Here is a 20,474-nt window from a genome sequence, read left to right on the forward strand (position 1 = left end):
TTCCTCAGTAACGAATTTTCGGGTCGATCATCGCAAGCAAAATATCCACGATGGCGTTGAATAGAATGAAGAGGAAACCAATCAAAATGGTCACCCCCATCACTAACGAATAGTCTCGGTTAAAAGCCGCGTTAACAAACAGCTTGCCGATACCCGGTAAGCCAAAAATAGTTTCGATAACAACGGAGCCAGTAATAATGCCGACGAAAGCAGGCCCCATATACGACACTACAGGCAGTAACGCAGGCTTTAACGCATGCTTAAGAACGATGTAGGAATAACTCAGCCCTTTGGCTCGCGCTGTACGAATGAAATTACTGTTGAGCGTTTCTATCATGCTGCCTCTAGTGATACGAGCGAAGGTTGCCACATACAAAAGCGACATCCCGATGACGGGTAGTACAATGTACTTCAGACCACCGTCGTGCCACCCCCCTGCTGGAAACAGGTGCCAGTGTAGTGAGAACAAGTAAATCAGTGCCGGAGCTAACACGAAGGATGGCATCACGACACCTAACATCGCGGTCGACATAATGGTGTAATCGACCCAGGTATTTTGCTTTAAGGCGGCAATCGTACCGACTGTGACTCCCATAATGAGGGTAAAGATAAACGCGACTAACCCCACTTTCGCCGATACCGGCAGTGCCACAGCGATCAATTCGTTAACCGTGTAATCTTGATACTTGAATGAGGGACCAAAATCTCCATGGAGGACATTAGATAGGTAGGTCGTGTACTGCTCAAATACTGGCTTGTCTAGGCCATATTTAGCTTCAATATTTGCCATGACTTCAGGGGGAAGTGGGCGTTCACTTGAAAAAGGGTTACCCGGTGCAAAACGCATCAGAAAAAAAGATACGGTGATCAACACCAATAACGTTGGTATTGCTTCCAATATCCGCTTCATGATGAACTTAATCATAAACGTGTCCAGTTTGAAATTATGAATAACAGAAGGACACTGCATGTACGATCACATACAGAGTCCTTGCTGACTTTTTAACAATGATTACTTAGCTTTGATGTAAAGGTCTTTTGCGTAGATCTTGTCTTCCGCGTTCCCTTCGGGATAACCGCCAAGTTGAGGTGAAACGAGACGTGTCGTCACGTATTGATAGATTGGAGCTAAAGGCATGTCTTTCGACAGTTGTGCCTCTGCGTCATAGTAGAGCTGAGTGCGCTCAGACTCGGATTTTGAGTTGAGGGCTTTGTCGATAATGGCATCATAAGCTGGACTCTTATAATGAACACCACCATTGACGTTATCGCTCATCATCAAAGTTAAGAAGGTCGATGCTTCGTTGTAGTCTCCACACCACGCAGCACGCGTGACGTCAAAGTTGCCTTGGTCCCTACTCGCTAGGTAAGACTTCCATTCTTGGTTCTCCAGGTGAACATTAACCCCGAGTTTTTTCTTCCACATCGACGAAATAGCTACCGCAATTTTCTTGTGATTTCCCGACGTGTTATACAGCAGGCTGAAATCTAGCGGGTGGTCTTTATCGTAACCAGCCTCTGCCAGCAACGCCCGCGCTTTCTCATCTCTTTGTTTTTGCGTTAGCTTGCCGTATTCCGGCAATTGTGGCGAAAATCCCGCGGTGATTTCTGGCGTTAGGAAGTAAGCGGGTTTCTGTCCCTGCCCTAAAATGGCTTTAGTGATAATGTCACGGTCAATAGCATAAGACAGTGCTTTGCGGACTCTTACATCGTTAAACGGTGCTTTCATTGCGTTGAACTGATAGTAATAGCTGCATAAGTTGCCCTTGATGGCGACATCCTGCGGATACTCTTTTTGAAGGCGATGGAAATGCTCGTTTGGCACTTCGTTAGTCATCTGAATTTCACCCGACAGGAAACGGTTCATTTCAGCGACTTGATCCTCAATAGGCAAGAAAGTGACTTTGTTGATCACTGTGTGTTCATTATCCCAGTAATTAGGATTTCGCTTCAGCTCTAATCGCTCATTCACCACCCACTTTTCCGGAAGGTATGCGCCATTACCAACAAAGTGCTCCGGTTTGGTCCACTTCTCGCCCCATTTTTCAATTGTCGCTTTATGTACAGGCATCATAGTGGTGTGAGCCAACATCTTAACGAAATAAGGTACTTCGGTATCCAATGTGACTTTCAGTGTGTAGTCGTCAACGGCCTCAACACCTAATCCAGATATATCTTTCTTACCTTCAATAATATCTTGTGCGTTTTTCATCTTGGTTGAGGAAAGATACCAAGCGTAAGGTGACGCAGTTTTCGGATCCACTGCTCGGCGAAAACTGTAGACGAAATCTCCCGCGGTCACAGGATCGCCATTGGACCATTTAGCATTGTGACGGAGGTGGAAGGTGAAGGTCTTATTGTCAGGAGTATCCCAAGATTCGGCCACACCTGGAATGGTTTCACCATTGGCATCCTGTGTCACCAGACCTTCCAACAAATCACGAATGACGTTTGACTCGGGAACGCCTTCTGACTTTTGAGGGTCAATGGTTGCCACTTCGGTACCGTTACCTCGTACAAATTCTTGTTTTTTTGCTAGTTTAGTTCCGGCTGGAACGTTAGCTGCATAGGATGACTGAACAATAGTAGAGCCAAGTATGCCCGTACTAATTAGTAGTGCTATTTTCGTTTTATTAATAGTTAACATGTTGTGCCTGCATCTTTTTATTGTGATTAAACTGGAGAATTAACTCCGTTTGATTCAAAAGTATTTTTTACGCAAAGATGTAACACAAAAAGATAATTCTTATTCACATTAAGGAAATTTGATAGATAGGTAACGTTTTTATCACATTATATTAATGTCAAACAGCACCTATAAATCATTCTATTATCATAGAAATTGTTTTACTTTATCTATATCTGCTTGGAATGAATCAGCGCCGATAATAGTGACTACTTGCTCAATAACTTTGATTTCTTCAGGGTCAAATGTATGGTGTGGATCGACTAAGTTCCATACATGAAGAGGACTTGGAGACCATCGCTTGAACAAGCAGTCTAGAGCTTGCTCTTGGCTTCGGGTGAGTTGTTTATGGATATTTTTAGCACCTTTATGCCTCAAAGGGCCGTTAATGTAGACATCTGCCATATGAAGCATCAATCTTATTCGTGTTGTTTCGAACATTATTTCTAATTTCCTGCAGTGCTCTACGACTTATTACACACAACAAAATATCCGTTATTGTCCATTTATAATGAGTAATGTCTAGATAACATACTTTCTCAAAAGATTAATGTGAATCGTGGGTAAATTATTCGCTGTTATTTTCTGATATATTGCTTTTAATTAGGCAAGGGATAAGATATTTCCATCGAAAGATAATATTATTTAGAAACTGATCATTCTAGGCATACACGAGCAGTTAAATAATATTAACACTATGAAGGTAAATGTGGCTCAAAAAATCACATTCATAAGAGTGTTAATGAGAGGGATGACTGTCGATTCTTGAGGCAGGTTGTACGGCATAAGAGAAACATCTCACTTCTTATACCGTACAAAAGCACTTACGCCAGTAGCGATTTCGCAGTCGCTACAACGTTTTCAGTTGTGAAGCCAAACATCTTAAACAGCTCACCCGCTGGCGCAGATTCACCGAATGTTGTCATGCCGATAATCTTGCCATCGAAGCCAACATACTTGAACCAGTAATCCGCAATACCTGCTTCAACAGCAATACGCTTAGTCACTGCCGCAGGAAGAACCGCTTCACGGTATGCTTCATCTTGCGCATCAAATACGTCAGTAGAAGGAAGAGACACTACACGTACCTTCTTACCTTCAGCCGTCAGTTCAGCGTAAGCGTTTGTTGCTAGCTCAACTTCAGAGCCTGTCGCAATAAGGATTAGCTCAGGCGTGCCTTCGCAATCTTTCAGGATGTAACCACCCTTAGCAACGTTTGCTAGCTGCTCAGCGTCACGATATTGCTGTGTTAGGTTTTGACGAGAGAAGATAAGCGATGTTGGGCCGTCTTTACGTTCAATTGCGTATTTCCAAGCAACCGCAGACTCTACTTGGTCACATGGGCGCCATGTACTCATGTTTGGCGTTACGCGTAGTGATGCGATTTGCTCAACCGGTTGGTGCGTCGGACCATCTTCACCCAGACCGATAGAGTCGTGAGTGTAAACTTGGATGTTTTGCACTTTCATCAGTGCAGCCATGCGCATTGCGTTACGAGCATATTCCATGAACATTAGGAATGTTGCACCGTAAGGAACGAAACCGCCGTGTAGCGCGATACCGTTGATGATCGCCGTCATACCGAACTCACGTACACCGTAGTGGATGTAGTTGCCAGATGCATCGTCAGCCGTTAGCGACTGAGAACCAGACCACATGGTTAGGTTTGATGGTGCTAGGTCAGCAGAGCCGCCCATGAATTCTGGAAGCATCTTACCGAACGCTTCTAGTGCATTTTGAGACGCTTTACGTGATGCAATGTTTGCTGGGTTTGCTTGAAGGTCTGCAATGATCTTGCTTGCTTCTTGTTCCCACTGAGCTGGAAGCTCACCGTTCACACGACGCTTAAACTCAGCCGCTAGTTCTGGGTAAGCCGCTTCATAAGCCGCTAGCTTCTCGTTCCAAGCTGCTTCTTTTGCGCTACCCGCTTCGTTTGCATCCCACTCTGCTTTGATGTCAGCAGGGATTTCGAATGGACCGTGTTCCCAACCCAGGAATTCACGTGCTGCTGCAATTTCGTCGTGACCTAGTGGTGCACCGTGACAGTCGTGAGAGCCCGCTTTGTTTGGTGAACCAAAACCGATGATGGTTTTAGTACAGATAAGTGTTGGACGTGGATCCGCTTTTGCCGCTTCAATCGCTGCATTGATCGCATCAGCATCGTGACCGTCTACTGCAGGAATTACGTGCCAGCCGTATGCTTCGAAGCGCTTAGGTGTGTCATCAGAGAACCAACCTTCCACTTCACCATCGATAGAGATGCCGTTGTCGTCCCAGAAAGCGATCAGCTTACCCAGACCTAGGGTACCCGCTAGTGAACACGCTTCGTGAGAGATACCTTCCATCAGACAGCCATCACCCATGAAGACATAAGTGAAGTGGTCAACGATGTCATGGCCTTCTTTGTTGAACTGAGCTGCAAGAGATTTCTCAGCAATCGCCATACCAACCGCGTTAGTGATGCCTTGACCTAGAGGGCCAGTCGTCGTCTCGATACCTGGTGCATAGCCGTACTCTGGGTGACCTGGTGTTTTTGAGTGCAGTTGACGGAAGTTTTTCAAATCGTCAATTGATAGCTCGTAACCGCTTAGGTGAAGCAGAGAGTAAATCAGCATTGAGCCGTGGCCGTTTGACAGTACGAAACGGTCGCGGTCAGCCCACTCTGGGTTTGACGGGTTGTGATTTAGGTGAGAACGCCAAAGAACTTCAGCGATATCAGCCATACCCATTGGTGCACCTGGGTGACCTGAGTTAGCTTGTTGAACACCATCCATGCTTAGCGCGCGGATTGCATTGGCGAGTTTTTTTCTGTTGTTTGTTTCAGTCATTTTAACTCTCGAAAATTAATATAAATGTTCAAATTCTTGGATTGTTGCTTTGCCGCGTAGACGCAGGAAATTTAGAAAGCGGCTCGACGATGTCGATACAATTCTCTCTTCCGGTACTTGGTGTTTAGTGAGCAGGTCTATGGCTTTGTCGAGTTTTGAAATTTCCTCACAAAAGTGCGCGTCTGAACCCGTGGTGAAATACACACCTAATTCATTTCCTAGACGGACAATTTCGTCACAACGCTTGTCACTGCCCTTACGGCTTTTACCAGTTAGTGAGGTGTTGTTTACTTCGACAACAATGTTTAAGTCTTTCGCGCACTGTAAAACTTTGCGCATATCAAACGGGTAGTTAGGGTTGCCTGTGTGACCCAGTACATCGATTCGACCACTTTTCATGGCATTAATCAGGGCCTCAGTATGAGCTTGCTCTGTGGATGGGGAGAAAACTGGCTCATGAAAACTGGCGATAACCCAGTCTAAATGTTGGTCACTCGAGCTAGGAAGATCTATTTCTCCCTTAGTGTTTAGAATGTTGGCTTCTACGCCACGTAGTATGCCGACATCGTGGAGAAATCGGGGCAGAATCCTCTGATTATTGAAATACCAGTAATGGGGGGCACCTGGCATTTCAGGAGCATGATCCGTAATACAAAGAAGCTCCAGCCCCTTATTTTTTGCTGCTAACGCATTCTCTAAGACCGTACTGTAAGCATGGCCGCTAGCGATAGTATGAGTATGGGTATCAATGACTATTTTCATGACTCTCGTCCTCTATCGCTTAAATCTTGAAGGAACCATCTTGGTTTAGATATAGGTTCAAGTCTGCTTTTTGAGAGTTGTTCAGTACGTTATCGACGTTGATAGCATCTGACTTGTAGTAGAAGTCCAAGGCATCTTCCTCGGATGTACCACCGCGAATCTTACGGTTCACCAAACGATCTTGTAAGAACTGAGGGTTGGTATCGATGAACACCGTGAAATCAGCAAAATTCTTTAACCCATTCCAAACCGGTTGATCTAGCAATAAATAGTTTCCTTCGATAACTACAATGTTCTTATCGACAATCAATGCATCGTCCACGGGATCGTGAAGATTTCGGTCGTAATAAGGCCATTTAGGCGCAGGGTCTTTTAACTGTCTTAGTTTTCTGACCAGTTCAGTCAGATTGAAGGTTTCATAAGCGCCCTTTATTGAGCGAAGTAATACTTCTTTACCATTTCGAGTCGTGCTATTGCTGTCTAAGATTTCATTTGGAAAGTGAAAGCCATCAAACGGTAATACTTGCAAGGTTTCTAGGGCTTCGTCTTGCTCTGACAGATGTTCCCAAAATGCTGCAAGTGTGGATTTTCCACTGCCTGGAGGCGCAGCAAGAAAGATAATGACTCGGTCTTGTTTTTCTTTGTAGAGTTTGGAGAATTTTTCGACTAGGGGTTTATGGATTTGTTCAACGTCGCTATTGGGAAATTCAGCTTGGGTTTCAAAGCCGCTAACGTTTAAATTCACTTTCATAGTGACACCTTACTGATGGATCTCCTCTTCTATTTTTTGAATGAGCATTTCACAAGACAGTTTAAGGACTGTGATGATGAGAGATTCGTATCTCATCTGTGAAAACGTCTCAAATGAAGAGAACTTAAGTTGTTTTAGAGATTCAATATAAAAGCTATCTTGTTGCGAAGATAAAATGGCTTGATTCTCGATAAAGTCATAAATCATGTCATCACTAAACGACACTTTTTCTGGCCTAGACAAGGCGTACTCCAGCACTTGGTCGTAAAGGCCGATATCCGAATAGGTTTCTAGCGAAATCTTACCCATTGCGAATACTAACTTTGACACCACATCTGTGGTCACGAGAGGCCCATCTTCTTTCAGCAACGGGTCCACAGCATACTCCTTCACTAGTTCGTCTTGTACGAATACCGATGGAAGTATGGCTTTTAATTTGAGGTTTATAATTTTGTTTGAAACTTGAAGAAAGGCGGTGGCGTTATCGCACTCATCCAATTTCTCCAATAAATCTTCAATTCGTGACAAAGTTTCTAACCTTTTGATTATGTGGTAACCGTGAGGCTACCACATAAATAAGCTTCGACTAAACCGTCAAACTCACGTCATAAAACTCCAGTAACGCTTTTTCTGCTTCTGCATTCCAAACATAGTTGTTTTGCTGCAAAATCGCGTCCAATTCCCCAAAGAATGGGTCACTGTCTTCTAGAGTCTTAAACTGGTCGATTGCTGTTAAAGGCAAGTCTATGTGAGGGTAAATCAGCTTCTTACCACCCGGAATATCGAGCTGGTTCAGAATCGTATCTGGTGCTGCTTGTAGGCCGCCTACATGGGTAATCATGAACGATGGATTGATCTTCCCTTTTGCAGAAAGGTCTAGAGACTCAATCATGTCTCCGGTAGAACCACCTGACGTCCCGACAATGTGAGTCGCTTCGTAGTGCACATTATAGAAGTTAAACGGTACTTTGAATTTCTTATCTGTAGGACCAGCAAAGAAGTTTAAACAGCCGTCGTTACCTAGCAACTCATCCGCTTGCTCTAATACTTGTGATACAGCGGCGTAGACCATAACGTCATCGTAACCTAATCCGCCGTTCAGTGATTTAAGGTACTCAACTGGATCTTCCACATTCGCCGTATTCACATAGTGAAGCTCAACACCATTCTCCGCCGCTGTGCTTACTGGAATTAAGCTCTCAGCGCGTGCGAGACGTTCCGCATCAATGTCAGTAACAACCAGTAGTTTAGGTTTTACTGGACCATTGATCGCGTAGTCGATAGCACCGATACCCATTGGACCAGCACAAGCGAGAAGCGCGAGTGACCCGCCCTCTTTGATACCCATATCATGTTCATACACGTAAGGAGTTGTATGGTAGCTCGCATGATAGGCGCCAATAATGCACGACATTGGTTCTGCTAGCGAAGCGTCAGCAAAGTAGTTCCCTTCATAAGGAAGCACGCAGCCAAGGTCGATAGCGATTTTTGGGATAATTGAATAAGTAGCGTTACCACCAAATGTCTCGTAGCTGTAGCCGGCAGAGTAACCAGATGGTAAGCCCATTGCTGGTTGGAGTACAAAAGAGTCTCCTGGCTTGAACTTGTCTTTTAGGTTGTCACCAACTTCAACAATAATACCGGCATACTCGTGACCTGTGATAACTGGTGTTTCTGCAATATCTTCTGGTACACGCTTATGTTTACTACCTAGAAGCGCTGCTTTATACGTTGATAAACAAACGCTGTTAGAAATGTTTTTGACCAGTAGTTCATCCGCCGAAATAGCTGGTAGGTCAAAAGTGCGAAGTTGAATGTTCTTTTCTCCGCAGATGACAGCTGCCGTAGTTTCAACCATGTTCTCTCTCCTCATAGGGGCGCCGAGACGCCCCCGAAATAATAGTTATTAAGCTTGTTGTTCGATAGTCACCAGCAGCTCATCTAGTGCTGGGTCATTAATAAAGTTCTTGATAGTAATTACAGGCAACCCTGTTGCTTTCACTGCTCGACTTTCTAGGCTCTCATGAGTCACAACTATATCTGCGTCGCTAGGTACTTTTTCGATAGCGAAGTTCTTCACTTCGACATCGTAGCCCGCTTGTGTCAGTTTTCTCTTGAAGGTAGACGCTCCCATAGCACTTGAGCCCATACCAGCATCACAAGCAAATGCAACGAACTTGATGTTTTTGCCTTCAGCTGTAGCTTGAGTTGCAGCCGCTGTGTTGATAGCACCTTCCGCTTTCATGTCCTTCATATTGGTGACTGATTGCTCGAAGTCTTCTTCAGACTCTGTGCTCTTGGACATTTTCAGAATGGCACTTGCTACCAAGAAAGAAACAATTGTTGCTGTTGTCACACCAGCGATAGTCGCTAGGAAGCTTCCTTTCGGCGTTAGCGCCAAGTAAGAGAAGATAGAACCTGGACTTGGACCCGCTACTAGACCTGCATCAAGTAGATTGAAGGTTGCGATACCTGTCGCTGCACCAGCAATCATTGCTACGATCATGATTGGCTTCATCAAAACATATGGGAAGTAAAGCTCGTGGATACCTCCGAAGAAGTGGATGATGATGGCACTTGGCGCTGAACGCTTCGACAAACCTTCACCAAATTTTGCATACGCAAGTAGCATACCTAGACCAGGGCCTGGGTTAGACGCCACCATAAAGAAGATGGATTTACCAGTTTCAGCCGCAGCTTGAAGACCTAGAGGGTAATAAATGCCTTGGTCGATTGCATTGTTTAGGAACAATACTTTTGCTGGTTCATTGATAATCGCAAGTAGAGGTAAGAAACCTGTTGCTACCAAAGCTTCAATGCCTGATTTAACGAACAAGTTTGCAGCAGTCACAGCAGGACCAACAACCTCATAAGCAAATAGGCACAAAAGCATACCTACGATACCCAGTGAGAAGTTGTTCACGACCATCTCAAAGCCAGACGGGATACGGTGTTGGATTCGCTTATCCATTTGCACCACAACCCATGCACTAAGTGGGCCCATAATCATTGCACCAACAAACATTGGAATGTCAGCACCTACGATGACACCCATAGTAGCGATAGCACCCGCTACTGCACCACGCTTGTCACCAACAAGTTGACCACCTGTGTAACCGATTAACAGCGGTAACAAGTAAGTGATCATTGGGCCAACAATGCTGCCAAACGCTTCGTTAGGCATCCAGCCTGTTGGGATAAATAGCGCAGTGATAAAACCCCACGCAATAAATGCGCCTATATTGGGCAATACCATGGCGGTAAGATGTCCGCCAAATGATTGCACTTTCGCTCTCATATTTGTAGTCACGTTACATTCCTTATTAGCAGGTTTTTATAATATCCAATACTTCTGTTTTCGATTTTGCTGCTGCGAGCTTCTCTATATTTGTCTCGTCGACAAGCATTTCACTTAAAGATTGGATTACTTGAATGTGAGTATCTGAATCCTTGGCAGCTAAGGTTAGCAGTACGTTAGCGGGGCCAAGATCTGAACCAAAGTCTACTGGTTCAGGGAAGATGTGAATGCCTAAACCGGTTTTTAATACACCGGCCTCAGGGCGAGCATGCGGCATCGCGATGCCCGGGCACAAAACGTAGTAAGGACCATTGTCGATGGTAGACTGAATAATGGCATCAGCGTAATTCGACGTCACATAGCCCTTCTCTTCGAGGTATTGTGTTGTCGTTCTTACAGCCTGTTCCCATGATGTGTTATCATGTTCTACAACGTCTACTAGGTCATGGTCGATTAAGTCATACAGCATTGTCTTGTCCCATAATGAATGTCGTTTCGTTGAGTTCATTATGAGTTCTTTTCCTGGGGACATGCAATTCCGCACCAATTGCGATACAAATCACAAAAAATTACCTGTCAATAGGCAAGTAATGATCAAGTTAACATATTACAATTGAAAGTTTTGGTAAATATTTTATTTTAATTACAAGTCAATAGAACAAAGTTGATACGCACATCATTTTTGGACATTTCTTAAATTACATAAATATTGAACTTGATCACATTATTCATATTGACGATCGCTTTTATGTGATATAGAGATCATTACTTATAAGCACTTTAAAGCCTATTCCAGTCACTAGTAGCACACTTTTCACCAAATTAATAAAAGCAACAATAATTTGTTGCTCAGTTTCAGGTAACTTTACACTTCACTTTATTCTTCCACGATTGTGTTTGCTGATTTCTTTATTCTTGGAAGTAATAAGCCGCGTCTCAACCCTTCTGCTTTTTGATTGCTAGTCTATCCACTGAGAATATTCACATAACTAACTGATGAATATAAATATAACTTTATATTCACCCACTATTCATTCTTATGTCGTTAGGATTCGAGAAAACACATAGGAAGTACACAATATGAAGATCAAATTGAAATTACTCATCGCAACATTATTAGGTGCAATGGCGCTTTTCATTGGCAGTTTCACTTTCGTTTCAGCAGCAAAGCCACCCATTGACGGCAACGTCGCTATTGGAAAACAAAAATACGAGGCGCTGTGTATCTCCTGTCATGGTTCTAAGGGGCATGGTGATGGTGTAGCGGCTAACGCTCTGCCAAATGAACCAGCCGATATCGCTCAGAAGATCAACAAACCTTTCAAAACACCCACCCAAATTGCTAATAAAGTGTTAGCGGGAAAAATCGACGAAGGTATGCCTGCTTTTAAGGGAGTACTTACCGAGAAAGATGCTATTGATATCTTGGCGTATGTGCAGTCCATTCAATAAACAATCTGAAAAGTTTAAGGATAAAAGGTTCACGAATCGTCAATCACGACTGTGAACCTGTCAATTAAAAATGAAGGGGTAGTAGCTCTAGTCCTAGCACTCCGCTGAAACTTGTCACCACCAGCAACGAAACTTTAAATACCGCTTTGGACCAATCAATATAATTGCTGCTATTCATATCGCGGAATGTAACTCGAGCCCAGAACGCACTCATCGCTCCTACTACAATCAGATATTCGTAGTTCGCCTCACCAACAAAGAAAAGTGCGGCAGCAACCGCGCAAAATGCCAACACATAGTGTCGAATATGTTGGTTCGCTTTATTCAAGCCTTCCTTAACAGGTAAAACAGGAATACCCGCTTGACGATAATCTTCCATTCGAAAAATCGCAATAGCGTAAGAGTGTGGCATTTGCCAAAGACAGAACAACAGGAACAATAAGACAGATTCAACGCTCAAATAATTAGTGACCGCTAAGTAACCGACAAGTGGAGGTACTGCTCCTGAGATACTTCCGATCAAGGTTCCATACACTGAATGTCGCTTGTACCACATGGTGTAAAAGAACACGTAGAAGACATAGCCGATGAGCACAACAACCGCAGATAGTGGATTGGTCATCTGATATAACAACGCTGTACCAACAAGCAAGAGGAATAGCGCGTAAACAAACGCGACATCCATATTGACATAACCCTGAACTAAATCGCGATGTTTAGTTCGCTCCATCTTCTGATCAATATCCCTATCGAAAATATTGTTCACAACACAGCCTGACGCTATGACTAGCCCCACACCAACGAGTGCTGCAAAGAACAAGGTAATATCGACATGCTCACTTTTAGCGGCAAGGAAAAACCCTGCCGCTGTTGAGACCATGTTGCCAAAAATAATACCTGGTTTTGTAATCGTCAGATAATTTTTGAGCATACTGCCTCTACATCATCATGTTCATATTCATGTTGTACATTATCCACAGCGACCCGGCGATGAGGATAAACACCACAACGATGGTGAACAGCAACGAAACCAAATTCCACTGCCCATCAGAGGCCTTCGCTTCCATATGTAGGAAGTATTTGAAGTGAACAAACACCTGAACAATCGCGCAAGCAAATAAAACAAAATACGTTGTACTCGCTGGCAGAGATTGTGCCCAAACCAAATAGAACGGTACTACGGTCAGTACCAAAGCCGCACAAAACCCTTTGATGTAGTCTGATGCAGCTATATCTGTATTACTGCTCATGACATGACTCCCAGTAAATAAACGATGGTAAATACACAGATCCAAACAATATCTAAGAAGTGCCAGAACAGGCTTAAACAACTAAAACGCATCGTCATGTTGCTGTTTAACCCTTTCTTCGACAGCTGGTGATAACACACCGCCATCCAGATCAAGCCAAATGTCACATGAAGGCCGTGAGTCCCAACTAAAGTAAAGAATGCTGACAAGAAAGCATTGGTTTGAGGTCCATATCCTTCAACTATCAGGTGATGAAACTCATACACTTCCATGCCAATAAAACCTAGCCCAAGCAGAAAGGTTACTTTCATCCACAACTTGAGGTTGGTAATATCCTGACGCTTCATCGCAATCATGCCAAAACCAAACGTGATACTACTCAGTAGCAGCAATATGGTTTCTACGAAGACAAACGGCAACTCAAACAGTTCTCTCGCTAATGACCCCGTCATAGGGTTACTGGCAAGTACCGCATAAGTAGCGAACAACGTTGCGAAAAGCACGCAGTCACTCATCAAGTAAATCCAGAAACCAAACAGCTTGTTATCACTATGATCGTGGCTATCATGAACTGGTGCACTCACACTACCCTGCATAATTCACCTCCATATCGTCCTTCTTATTTCCGTCGGCATGAGTGTGTTGCTTGGCTAGTTCAAGCTGCTGTCGTCTAGCGTTTTCGATGGCTTCGATTTCCTCAACCTCGACGTAATAATCCACATCATCGTTGTAACTATGTTTGATACAACTTACGACAATGCCAACGAAACTAATGGCCGCTAACCACCACATGTACCAAATCATTCCAAAGCCAAAGGCCAGTGCCCAAGCTGAAATATAGATACCTGTCGGCGAATTTTTCGGCATGTGAATACGTTGATATTCCACTTTCTTCATTGGATCAAACTCACCGCTTTCTTTCTGATACCAAAATGCATCAATTTGGTCGCCTTTTGGTAAATGTGCAAAGTTATAGAACGGCGGAGGTGACGAGGTTGCCCATTCAAAGGTACGGCCGCCCCACGGGTCTCCAGTGAGATCGAGATGCGCTTTTCTATCACGAACACTGACATAGATTTGAATGAACTGGCACACAACGCCGAGTGCAATTACGGCAGTTCCTGCTGCTGCAACAGCAAGTAATGGGAAGTATTCAGGGTTGATATCTTGACTAAGACGTCGCGTCATCCCCATAAAGCCCAGCGCATACAAAGGTAAGAACGCCATCAAGAAGCCAATAATCCAGAGATAGAATGCTCGTTTGCCCCACGTCTCATTCATCATGAAACCTGTTGCTTTCGGGAACCAGTAAGTGATAGCAGCAAAGCAACCAAACACCACACCACCGATAATCACATTATGGAAGTGCGCAACTAGGAAGACCGAGTTGTGTAGTACGAAGTCAGCACCCGGTACCGCCATCAATACACCAGTCATCCCGCCGACCGAGAAGGTAATCAAGAAACCTAGTGTCCATAACATTGGCGTGGTAAAGCGTACTCGTCCCTTGTACATAGTGAACAACCAGTTAAAGATCTTCACCCCTGTAGGGATCGAGATAATCATGGTCGCAATGCCGAAGAATGCATTGACGTTTGCACCAGATCCCATGGTAAAGAAGTGATGTAACCAAACGACAAACGCCAAGATAGTGATCGCAATGGTCGCCCAAACTAGTGAGGTATAGCCAAACAGTTTTTTGCGTGAGAACGTCGCTGTGACTTCCGAAAAGACACCGAAAATTGGCAGTACTAGGATGTACACCTCTGGATGTCCCCATGCCCAAATCAAGTTGACGTACATCATCATGTTGCCGCCAAAGTCATTGGTGAAGAAATGCATTCCTAAGTAACGGTCTAAAGTCAACAGCGCAATGGTAACCGCCAAGATGGGGAATGAAATAATAATCAGAATATTGGCGCACAAAGATGCCCAAGTGAATACCGGCATTTTCATTAACGGCATAGATGGAGTTCGCATGCGCAATATAGTGGCAAAGAAGTTCACACCGGTTAAGGTTGTTCCGACACCAGATATTTGTAACGCCCATATCCAATAATCGACCCCGACCCCGGGGCTTGCATCAATCCCTGACAATGGTGGGTACGCCAACCAACCTGTGCGACCAAATTCACCAACACCAAGCGATAGGTTGGTGAGTATCACGCCAACAATAAACAGCCAAAAACTGAGATTATTTAGATAAGGAAAGGCGACATCTCGCGCTCCTATTTGCAAAGGAACGACGATATTCATAAGACCAATCACAAGTGGCATGGCAACGAAAAATATCATGATCACGCCGTGTGCAGTAAAAATCTGGTCATAGTGGTGGGGTGGCAAGTACCCGGCTTCACCAGCAGACGACAGCAGTTGTTGGCTGCGCATCATCACCGCATCAGAGAAGCCCCTAATCAACATCACCATTGCCACAGCGATGTACATGAATCCCAGTTTTTTATGGTCAACTGTGGTAAACCATTCATTCCAAAGATATTGCCACTTTTTAGCTTTAGTAATGGCCGTGACTAATGCTAATCCAGCAAGCGCAATCACGACTAAAGTGACAACAATAATCGGCTCATGGTATGGAATCGAATTGAGCGATAATCTTCCAAACATAACGTTTATCCTTCGTGTTCGGGTAAACGGTTCATCGAACCTGGATACTGAGTTACAACATCATTAAACAGCGCGGGAGGGACACTCGAATAAAGACTGACAGGATCAGCCACACTCGGTTCTGCCAGCGCTCGATATTGCTGCCAGTTTTCGATCTGTTTTGGACTGTGTTTCACTTTGTCCACCCATTGAGAAAAGGCCTGTTTGTTTTCCAAAGCGGCGGCAGTGAATTTCATTTCGGAGAACCCTTTACCGCTGTAGCTAGAAGCAAAGCCTTTGTAATCTCCTTGATGGTTCGCAATCAGATTTAGTCGCGTCACCATGCCGGGCATCGCGTAGATCTGAGAGCCGAGCCTCGGGATAAAGAACGCATTCATAATGTTGTCAGAAGTGATTTTGAATGTGACCGGAACATCCTTAGGAAAGGCTACATAGTTAACCGTTGCTATCCCTTGTTCTGGGTAGATAAACAGCCACTTCCAATCGAGTGAAACCACTTCGATTGTTAAAGGTTTTTCTGGATGTGGGATGGGTTTAGATGGCTCTAAAGCGTGAGTAGAACGCCAAGTGATAACCGCCAAAATCGCGATAATAATAATCGGGATAGTCCAAACCACCACCTCAATTTTGGTCGAGTGAGCCCAGTCTGGAGCGTACTCTTCTTCGGTGTTAGTTGAACGATACCGATAAGCAAAATAAACCGTCATCAGAATCACAGGAATGACAACTATCAACATCAGCAAAAGAGCAGTGATGATCAGCTCTTTTTCTTGAACGCCAATTGCACCTTTGGGGTCAAGTAAAGCAGAACTGCATCCAGAAAGAGTAAGTATGGCAGTCGCCACACCTCCCCTAAGCAAGATGCTTTGATATCTTGAGGCTTTCATTAACTTTCTCGAGTATATTCGGGCTTGACTACATTGTCGGAACTCGTTGTCAAAACCCATTAGTTAGAATTATGTTTTTGTTGAGCGTGTGTAAGCAAAATCATCAAGGTGAAGCGTAAAACCCATGCTTCAAACATGGATTTATTGTTACACTTTGAAATATATTGTTACAGCAAGTGCATTATGCGTAGATAAAATGTGAAGCACATCTGTCGTATTTGAAATCTAAGCTTGCGTGAATCAAGTTAGACAACGGGATGTGATAGTAAGAACTGAGGCGAGATAGTATTACTATCTAATTGATATTAAATAATTAAAAAGGTACTTGAAGGTATATTTACGTTGTTATCAAATGCGTTCAATAACACGTCATTTGTTGCATTATTGTTATCACCACAACGATGGAAATGTGATTTTATTCATGAATTTAGGATTTCAAGTTAACATATAAATTACACTGCAATTCACATAAACCCTTATTTCTGTAAAATAATCATCTCATCTCCGACCCATTGAAGTAATTGTTTAGTCGCTTTAGACAAGATTTGATTCTGACGAACAATATAACCAAGGTTCGTTGTCGGGAAATCACATAACGGCGTAACATCTGTCTGAATATTTCTTTTCGTTGACAGCGCAAACTCAGGGATAATTGCCACCCCAAAACCAGCTTCAGCCCAATCAATTTGTGCATCAACGCTCCCTACTTCCATCACACGATAATTCGAAAGATTTAATCTGGGTAACGCGTCATCAATTAGATCCCGCGTTCGGGTGTCATGGCCAAGTAGAATCAAAGTAATTTCGCTTTGATTGGCGATAGCTTGTTGAAACCCTTCACCAAACGCCACCCATTTGACCTGTTGTAACTCTACAAAGTGCAACGGCTGAGATTGCTGTTGGGAAATAACAAATCCCACATCGGCCTCGGCCTTTTTAACTAAATCTGCTGCTTGAGATGACGTGGTATTTAAAAGCACGATATCCATTCCAGGATAAGCATTTCTGAACAGTTTAAACGCACCAATAAGTAGCATACGTGAAATTATATCGCTTGCTGCTACGGTGATGGTTCCCTTGTCTAACTCATTAAGTGCATTCAGATCGGATTGACACACCTGTAACTCTTCCAACGTCTTGATACTGCTTTGTAGTAAACGCTCACCCGCTTGCGTGAGATGAAAAGGATTACGATCTAACAGCTTCACGCCTGTTGTTTGCTCTAACTGTTTTAACTGTAAGCTCACATTAGGCTGAGTCATGTGCAACGCATTGGCCGCTTTACCGAAATGCTTGTATTCAGCCAACGTTACAAACGTCTTTAACCAATGAATATCTAACATTTTTCTTCCCTCTTAATGCGTGAGTTAGTCAATAGAATAATCATAGTTCCGATATGAGTTCCTTATTAACTTAATAATTATAATTAATTTTTCTTATTCACACTACAGGGTTAAGCTGACTCCCTAATCAATTAGGAGAACTTATTATGTCGTCTATCGTTGTTGTAGGTGCTAACTGGGGTGATGAAGGCAAAGGCCGCATCGTTGACTTTCTAGCTGCAGACGCGTCTGCAAGCATTCGCTTTCAAGGTGGAAACAATGCCGGTCACACTGTAGTCAATGACTTCGGTACCTTCAAACTGCACCAACTTCCTAGTGGCATTTTTAATCCTGATTGTACCGCTGTGCTTGGCCCAGGTATGGTCATCAGCCCTGCCGCACTAAGTGAAGAAATAGCTGAGGTCGAATCAGCAGGCGTTAAAATTAATCTATGTATTTCAGACCGTGCGACATTATGTCTGCCTCTTCACGCTCTTGAGGATACTTTAGAAGAGCAACGTCTAGGCGATGCCGCTTACGGTTCAACTCGACAAGGTATCGCACCAGCTTACGGCGATCGTGTGATGAAAAAAGGTATTTTAGTCGGTTGGTTACAACAGCCTGAAGTCCTAGAGCAACGCCTTCAATTTATGCTCGATTGGAAAATGCCTCAGCTAAAAGCGCTTTATCCACAATGTGACTATTCACAAAGCGCAAAAGAAATCACTGAATGGCTACTAGAGGTGACCAAATCTTGGCGTCCATTTATTTGTAATGTCACCGAGCCACTAAAAGCACTGCAAGCTAAAGATGCGAACTTGTTGTTTGAAGCACAGTTAGGTGCAGGTCGCGACCTAGTATACGGTGAATATCCTTGGACAACGTCATCTAACGTAACAGCCGCTTATGCAGGTATCGGCAGTGGTCTACCAGCCCTTAGACCTGAACGCGTGATCGCGGTAGCTAAGGCATTTAGCTCATCCGTTGGGACAGGTACATTGGTTACAGCGATGGAAGAGCAAGATAACTTCCGTGAAAGCGCTAACGAGTTCGGTGCAACAACGGGTCGCCCACGTGACATGGGTTTCTTTGATGCCGTAGCCACCAAAAACGGCGTTGAGCTACAAGCGGCCACAGAAATTGCACTCACGAAAATCGACTGTTTGACGGGCTTAAAAGATTTAAAAATCTGCGTCGCATACGATGGCGAACATACTGAAAACCCTATTTGGCCTCAAACGGCTGCACTGGCTCCAGTCTACGAGCAAATGGAAGGATGGGATGAAGACATCACCGGCTGTCGTAGTTTCGAGGAGTTGCCAAAAGCAGCTCAAGATTATGTGACACGTATCGAAAGCTTAATGGGTGTGCCTGTACGCATGGTATCCGTTGGTCCAGAGCGTGACCAGATGATAATTCGCGATTAACAGCAGCGAACTTCACAGGTAAAAAAGCCCAGCTCGATAGCTGGGCTTGTTGCATTTTATAACTTTAAAAGTTGGTGCGAATGAATCACGTACTATTACGACTTTATTTTTAATTTCAGTAAAGTATGACCTAAACCAATATCGTCAGTACGTTCCACCACTTCTAATCCGGACTCTTCGACAATTTCTAAAAAGTCTTCACTGCGATAGAAACGACTATTACCGTTTGCTAGACAGGTGAAATATAGAGACGTCGCGTTCAAACTAAACGACGCCGCATCGTATTTCTGTGCATCCCAAAATAACTCAAGAATATAGACCGTTGAATCTGGAGTCAGCTGAGAACGAACATTTCTTAAAATCGTTAGAATCTCCATTGGAGAGAAACAATCTAAGAACTGGCTCATCCACCAGACATCTGCTTTCTCAGGTAAGGCTTGAGACTTATCCAGCATGTTAGCAGGGAAAGGATGTACACGCTGCGCAAAGCCATTGTCTGCCACATTCTTCATTGCCACATTAAGCTGTTGAGGCAAATCGACTATTGTTACTTCAACATCGCTATTGTAGCCACAACATTGCATCGCCCATTTACCGGTGTTACCACCAATGTCCACAATATGTTTCGGCTCTTGGCTAAACACTTCTTTCAATAAAATAGGAAACGATCTGTCCGAGTAGAAATGATCAAACTTGAACCAACTCTCTTTTGCTTTCTCTGGCAACTGAGACAAGCCTTGATATATGGTTTCCCATTCACCAAGTTCCTTTAAACCCGCTGGTTTGCCTTCTTTAATCGATTCCGTCAAATGCATCATAGCGGCGTAACAAACATCAGCTGTGAAATCCATATTTGCCTGAGTCATACCATCATGAAGCAAAAAGAAGCCCATATTAGCTAGCGAATAGTTAGGTTTGTTCCACAATACGATATGGGCACTGATTGCCATGTCGAGTAGTACTTTGACACCATACTCAGAGACACCAGTTGCTTGGGCAATTTCAGGAGCACTTAGTCCCTGCTCTCCCGCTTTATCGAGCTCAGCTAAAATCCCTAGGTCTCGTAAAGTGCGAGCGGCTTGAAATACAATTGGGGCAAAAGACAGCTCTTGAGCCGCTGTCTTTGCTTCAAATGCATTGTATGGATCAATATTTTGTTTTGACACATCAATTCCTGGTGGTTGTTCTG

19 protein-coding genes are annotated in these 20,474 nt (G+C 43.9%); 2 read left to right on the forward strand and 17 right to left on the reverse strand.

Annotation, left to right across the window (positions count from 1 at the left end; all coding sequences use genetic code 11):
- Nucleotides 1–4: 4 nt before the first annotated feature.
- The 10 genes from oppB to JKJ11_RS10110 form a co-directional block, all read right to left on the reverse strand.
- Nucleotides 5–925: an oligopeptide ABC transporter permease OppB gene (oppB, locus tag JKJ11_RS10065; protein WP_031495785.1), complete on the reverse strand. Its 921-nt coding sequence runs from the start codon at nucleotides 923–925 to the stop codon at nucleotides 5–7.
- A gap of 87 nt (nucleotides 926–1,012) precedes the next feature.
- Nucleotides 1,013–2,647 carry an ABC transporter substrate-binding protein gene (locus JKJ11_RS10070; RefSeq protein ID WP_252038111.1) on the reverse strand — a complete coding sequence of 545 codons (1,635 nt, stop codon included), beginning with the start codon at nucleotides 2,645–2,647 and terminating at the stop codon, nucleotides 1,013–1,015.
- A gap of 186 nt (nucleotides 2,648–2,833) precedes the next feature.
- The gene (locus JKJ11_RS10075) at nucleotides 2,834–3,127 is read right to left on the reverse strand and encodes a hypothetical protein (RefSeq protein WP_006071813.1); all 294 of its coding nucleotides are present in this window, start codon (nucleotides 3,125–3,127) and stop codon (nucleotides 2,834–2,836) included.
- Nucleotides 3,128–3,510: 383 nt separating this feature from the next.
- Nucleotides 3,511–5,514, reverse strand: a complete 2,004-nt coding sequence (gene tkt / locus JKJ11_RS10080; protein ID WP_252038112.1) for a transketolase — start codon at nucleotides 5,512–5,514, stop codon at nucleotides 3,511–3,513.
- A gap of 15 nt (nucleotides 5,515–5,529) precedes the next feature.
- Nucleotides 5,530–6,276 carry a phosphatase gene (locus tag JKJ11_RS10085; protein ID WP_252038113.1) on the reverse strand — a complete coding sequence of 249 codons (747 nt, stop codon included), beginning with the start codon at nucleotides 6,274–6,276 and terminating at the stop codon, nucleotides 5,530–5,532.
- 19 nt (nucleotides 6,277–6,295) lie between these two features.
- Entirely contained in the window at nucleotides 6,296–7,027 is a 732-nt protein-coding gene (locus tag JKJ11_RS10090) for a nucleoside/nucleotide kinase family protein (protein WP_252038114.1), read from the reverse strand.
- Nucleotides 7,028–7,036: 9 nt separating this feature from the next.
- Nucleotides 7,037–7,555, reverse strand: coding sequence for an MltR family transcriptional regulator (locus JKJ11_RS10095; RefSeq protein ID WP_006071819.1), 519 nt, complete (start codon nucleotides 7,553–7,555; stop codon nucleotides 7,037–7,039).
- A gap of 58 nt (nucleotides 7,556–7,613) precedes the next feature.
- Entirely contained in the window at nucleotides 7,614–8,885 is a 1,272-nt protein-coding gene (locus JKJ11_RS10100; protein WP_006071821.1) for a zinc-binding dehydrogenase, read from the reverse strand.
- Between the two features lie 48 nt (nucleotides 8,886–8,933).
- Entirely contained in the window at nucleotides 8,934–10,337 is a 1,404-nt protein-coding gene (locus JKJ11_RS10105; RefSeq protein ID WP_286036698.1) for a PTS mannitol transporter subunit IIBC, read from the reverse strand.
- 13 nt (nucleotides 10,338–10,350) lie between these two features.
- Nucleotides 10,351–10,794 carry a PTS sugar transporter subunit IIA gene (locus JKJ11_RS10110; protein ID WP_038222468.1) on the reverse strand — a complete coding sequence of 148 codons (444 nt, stop codon included), beginning with the start codon at nucleotides 10,792–10,794 and terminating at the stop codon, nucleotides 10,351–10,353.
- 611 nt (nucleotides 10,795–11,405) lie between these two features.
- On the opposite strand from JKJ11_RS10110, the gene JKJ11_RS10115 reads away from it, so the two are divergent.
- Complete coding sequence (locus tag JKJ11_RS10115) at nucleotides 11,406–11,777, forward strand: c-type cytochrome (protein ID WP_006071826.1); 372 nt, start codon at nucleotides 11,406–11,408, stop codon at nucleotides 11,775–11,777.
- Nucleotides 11,778–11,841: 64 nt separating this feature from the next.
- Here JKJ11_RS10115 and cyoE read toward each other — a convergent pair whose 3' ends face one another.
- From cyoE to JKJ11_RS10145, 6 genes are all read right to left on the reverse strand, one after another.
- Nucleotides 11,842–12,708, reverse strand: a complete 867-nt coding sequence (gene cyoE / locus JKJ11_RS10120; protein WP_006071827.1) for a heme o synthase — start codon at nucleotides 12,706–12,708, stop codon at nucleotides 11,842–11,844.
- Between the two features lie 7 nt (nucleotides 12,709–12,715).
- Nucleotides 12,716–13,027, reverse strand: a complete 312-nt coding sequence (cyoD, locus tag JKJ11_RS10125; RefSeq protein WP_252038115.1) for a cytochrome o ubiquinol oxidase subunit IV — start codon at nucleotides 13,025–13,027, stop codon at nucleotides 12,716–12,718.
- The gene (gene cyoC, locus JKJ11_RS10130; RefSeq protein ID WP_252038116.1) at nucleotides 13,024–13,623 is read right to left on the reverse strand and encodes a cytochrome o ubiquinol oxidase subunit III; all 600 of its coding nucleotides are present in this window, start codon (nucleotides 13,621–13,623) and stop codon (nucleotides 13,024–13,026) included. Before cyoC ends, cyoD begins: the two co-directional genes overlap by 4 nt.
- A complete protein-coding gene (cyoB, locus tag JKJ11_RS10135) occupies nucleotides 13,613–15,649 on the reverse strand; it encodes a cytochrome o ubiquinol oxidase subunit I (protein ID WP_252038117.1) in 2,037 nt (678 codons plus the stop codon). The genes cyoC and cyoB overlap by 11 nt, the downstream gene beginning before the upstream one ends.
- Nucleotides 15,650–15,654: 5 nt before the next feature.
- Nucleotides 15,655–16,536, reverse strand: a complete 882-nt coding sequence (gene cyoA, locus JKJ11_RS10140) for a ubiquinol oxidase subunit II (RefSeq protein ID WP_124939862.1) — start codon at nucleotides 16,534–16,536, stop codon at nucleotides 15,655–15,657.
- 476 nt (nucleotides 16,537–17,012) lie between these two features.
- Nucleotides 17,013–17,879, reverse strand: coding sequence for a LysR family transcriptional regulator (locus tag JKJ11_RS10145; protein ID WP_252038118.1), 867 nt, complete (start codon nucleotides 17,877–17,879; stop codon nucleotides 17,013–17,015).
- A 146-nt stretch (nucleotides 17,880–18,025) separates the two neighbouring features.
- Here JKJ11_RS10145 and JKJ11_RS10150 point away from each other — a divergent pair, with 146 nt between their 5' ends.
- Complete coding sequence (locus JKJ11_RS10150) at nucleotides 18,026–19,285, forward strand: adenylosuccinate synthase (RefSeq protein WP_107307001.1); 1,260 nt, start codon at nucleotides 18,026–18,028, stop codon at nucleotides 19,283–19,285.
- 95 nt (nucleotides 19,286–19,380) lie between these two features.
- On the opposite strand, the gene JKJ11_RS10155 is transcribed toward JKJ11_RS10150, so the two are convergent.
- Complete coding sequence (locus tag JKJ11_RS10155; protein WP_006071841.1) at nucleotides 19,381–20,451, reverse strand: class I SAM-dependent methyltransferase; 1,071 nt, start codon at nucleotides 20,449–20,451, stop codon at nucleotides 19,381–19,383.
- Nucleotides 20,452–20,474: the final 23 nt, after the last annotated feature.

The sequence above is a fragment of the Vibrio sp. SCSIO 43133 genome (assembly GCF_023716845.1).
Taxonomy (GTDB): Bacteria; Pseudomonadota; Gammaproteobacteria; order Enterobacterales; family Vibrionaceae; genus Vibrio; species Vibrio mediterranei.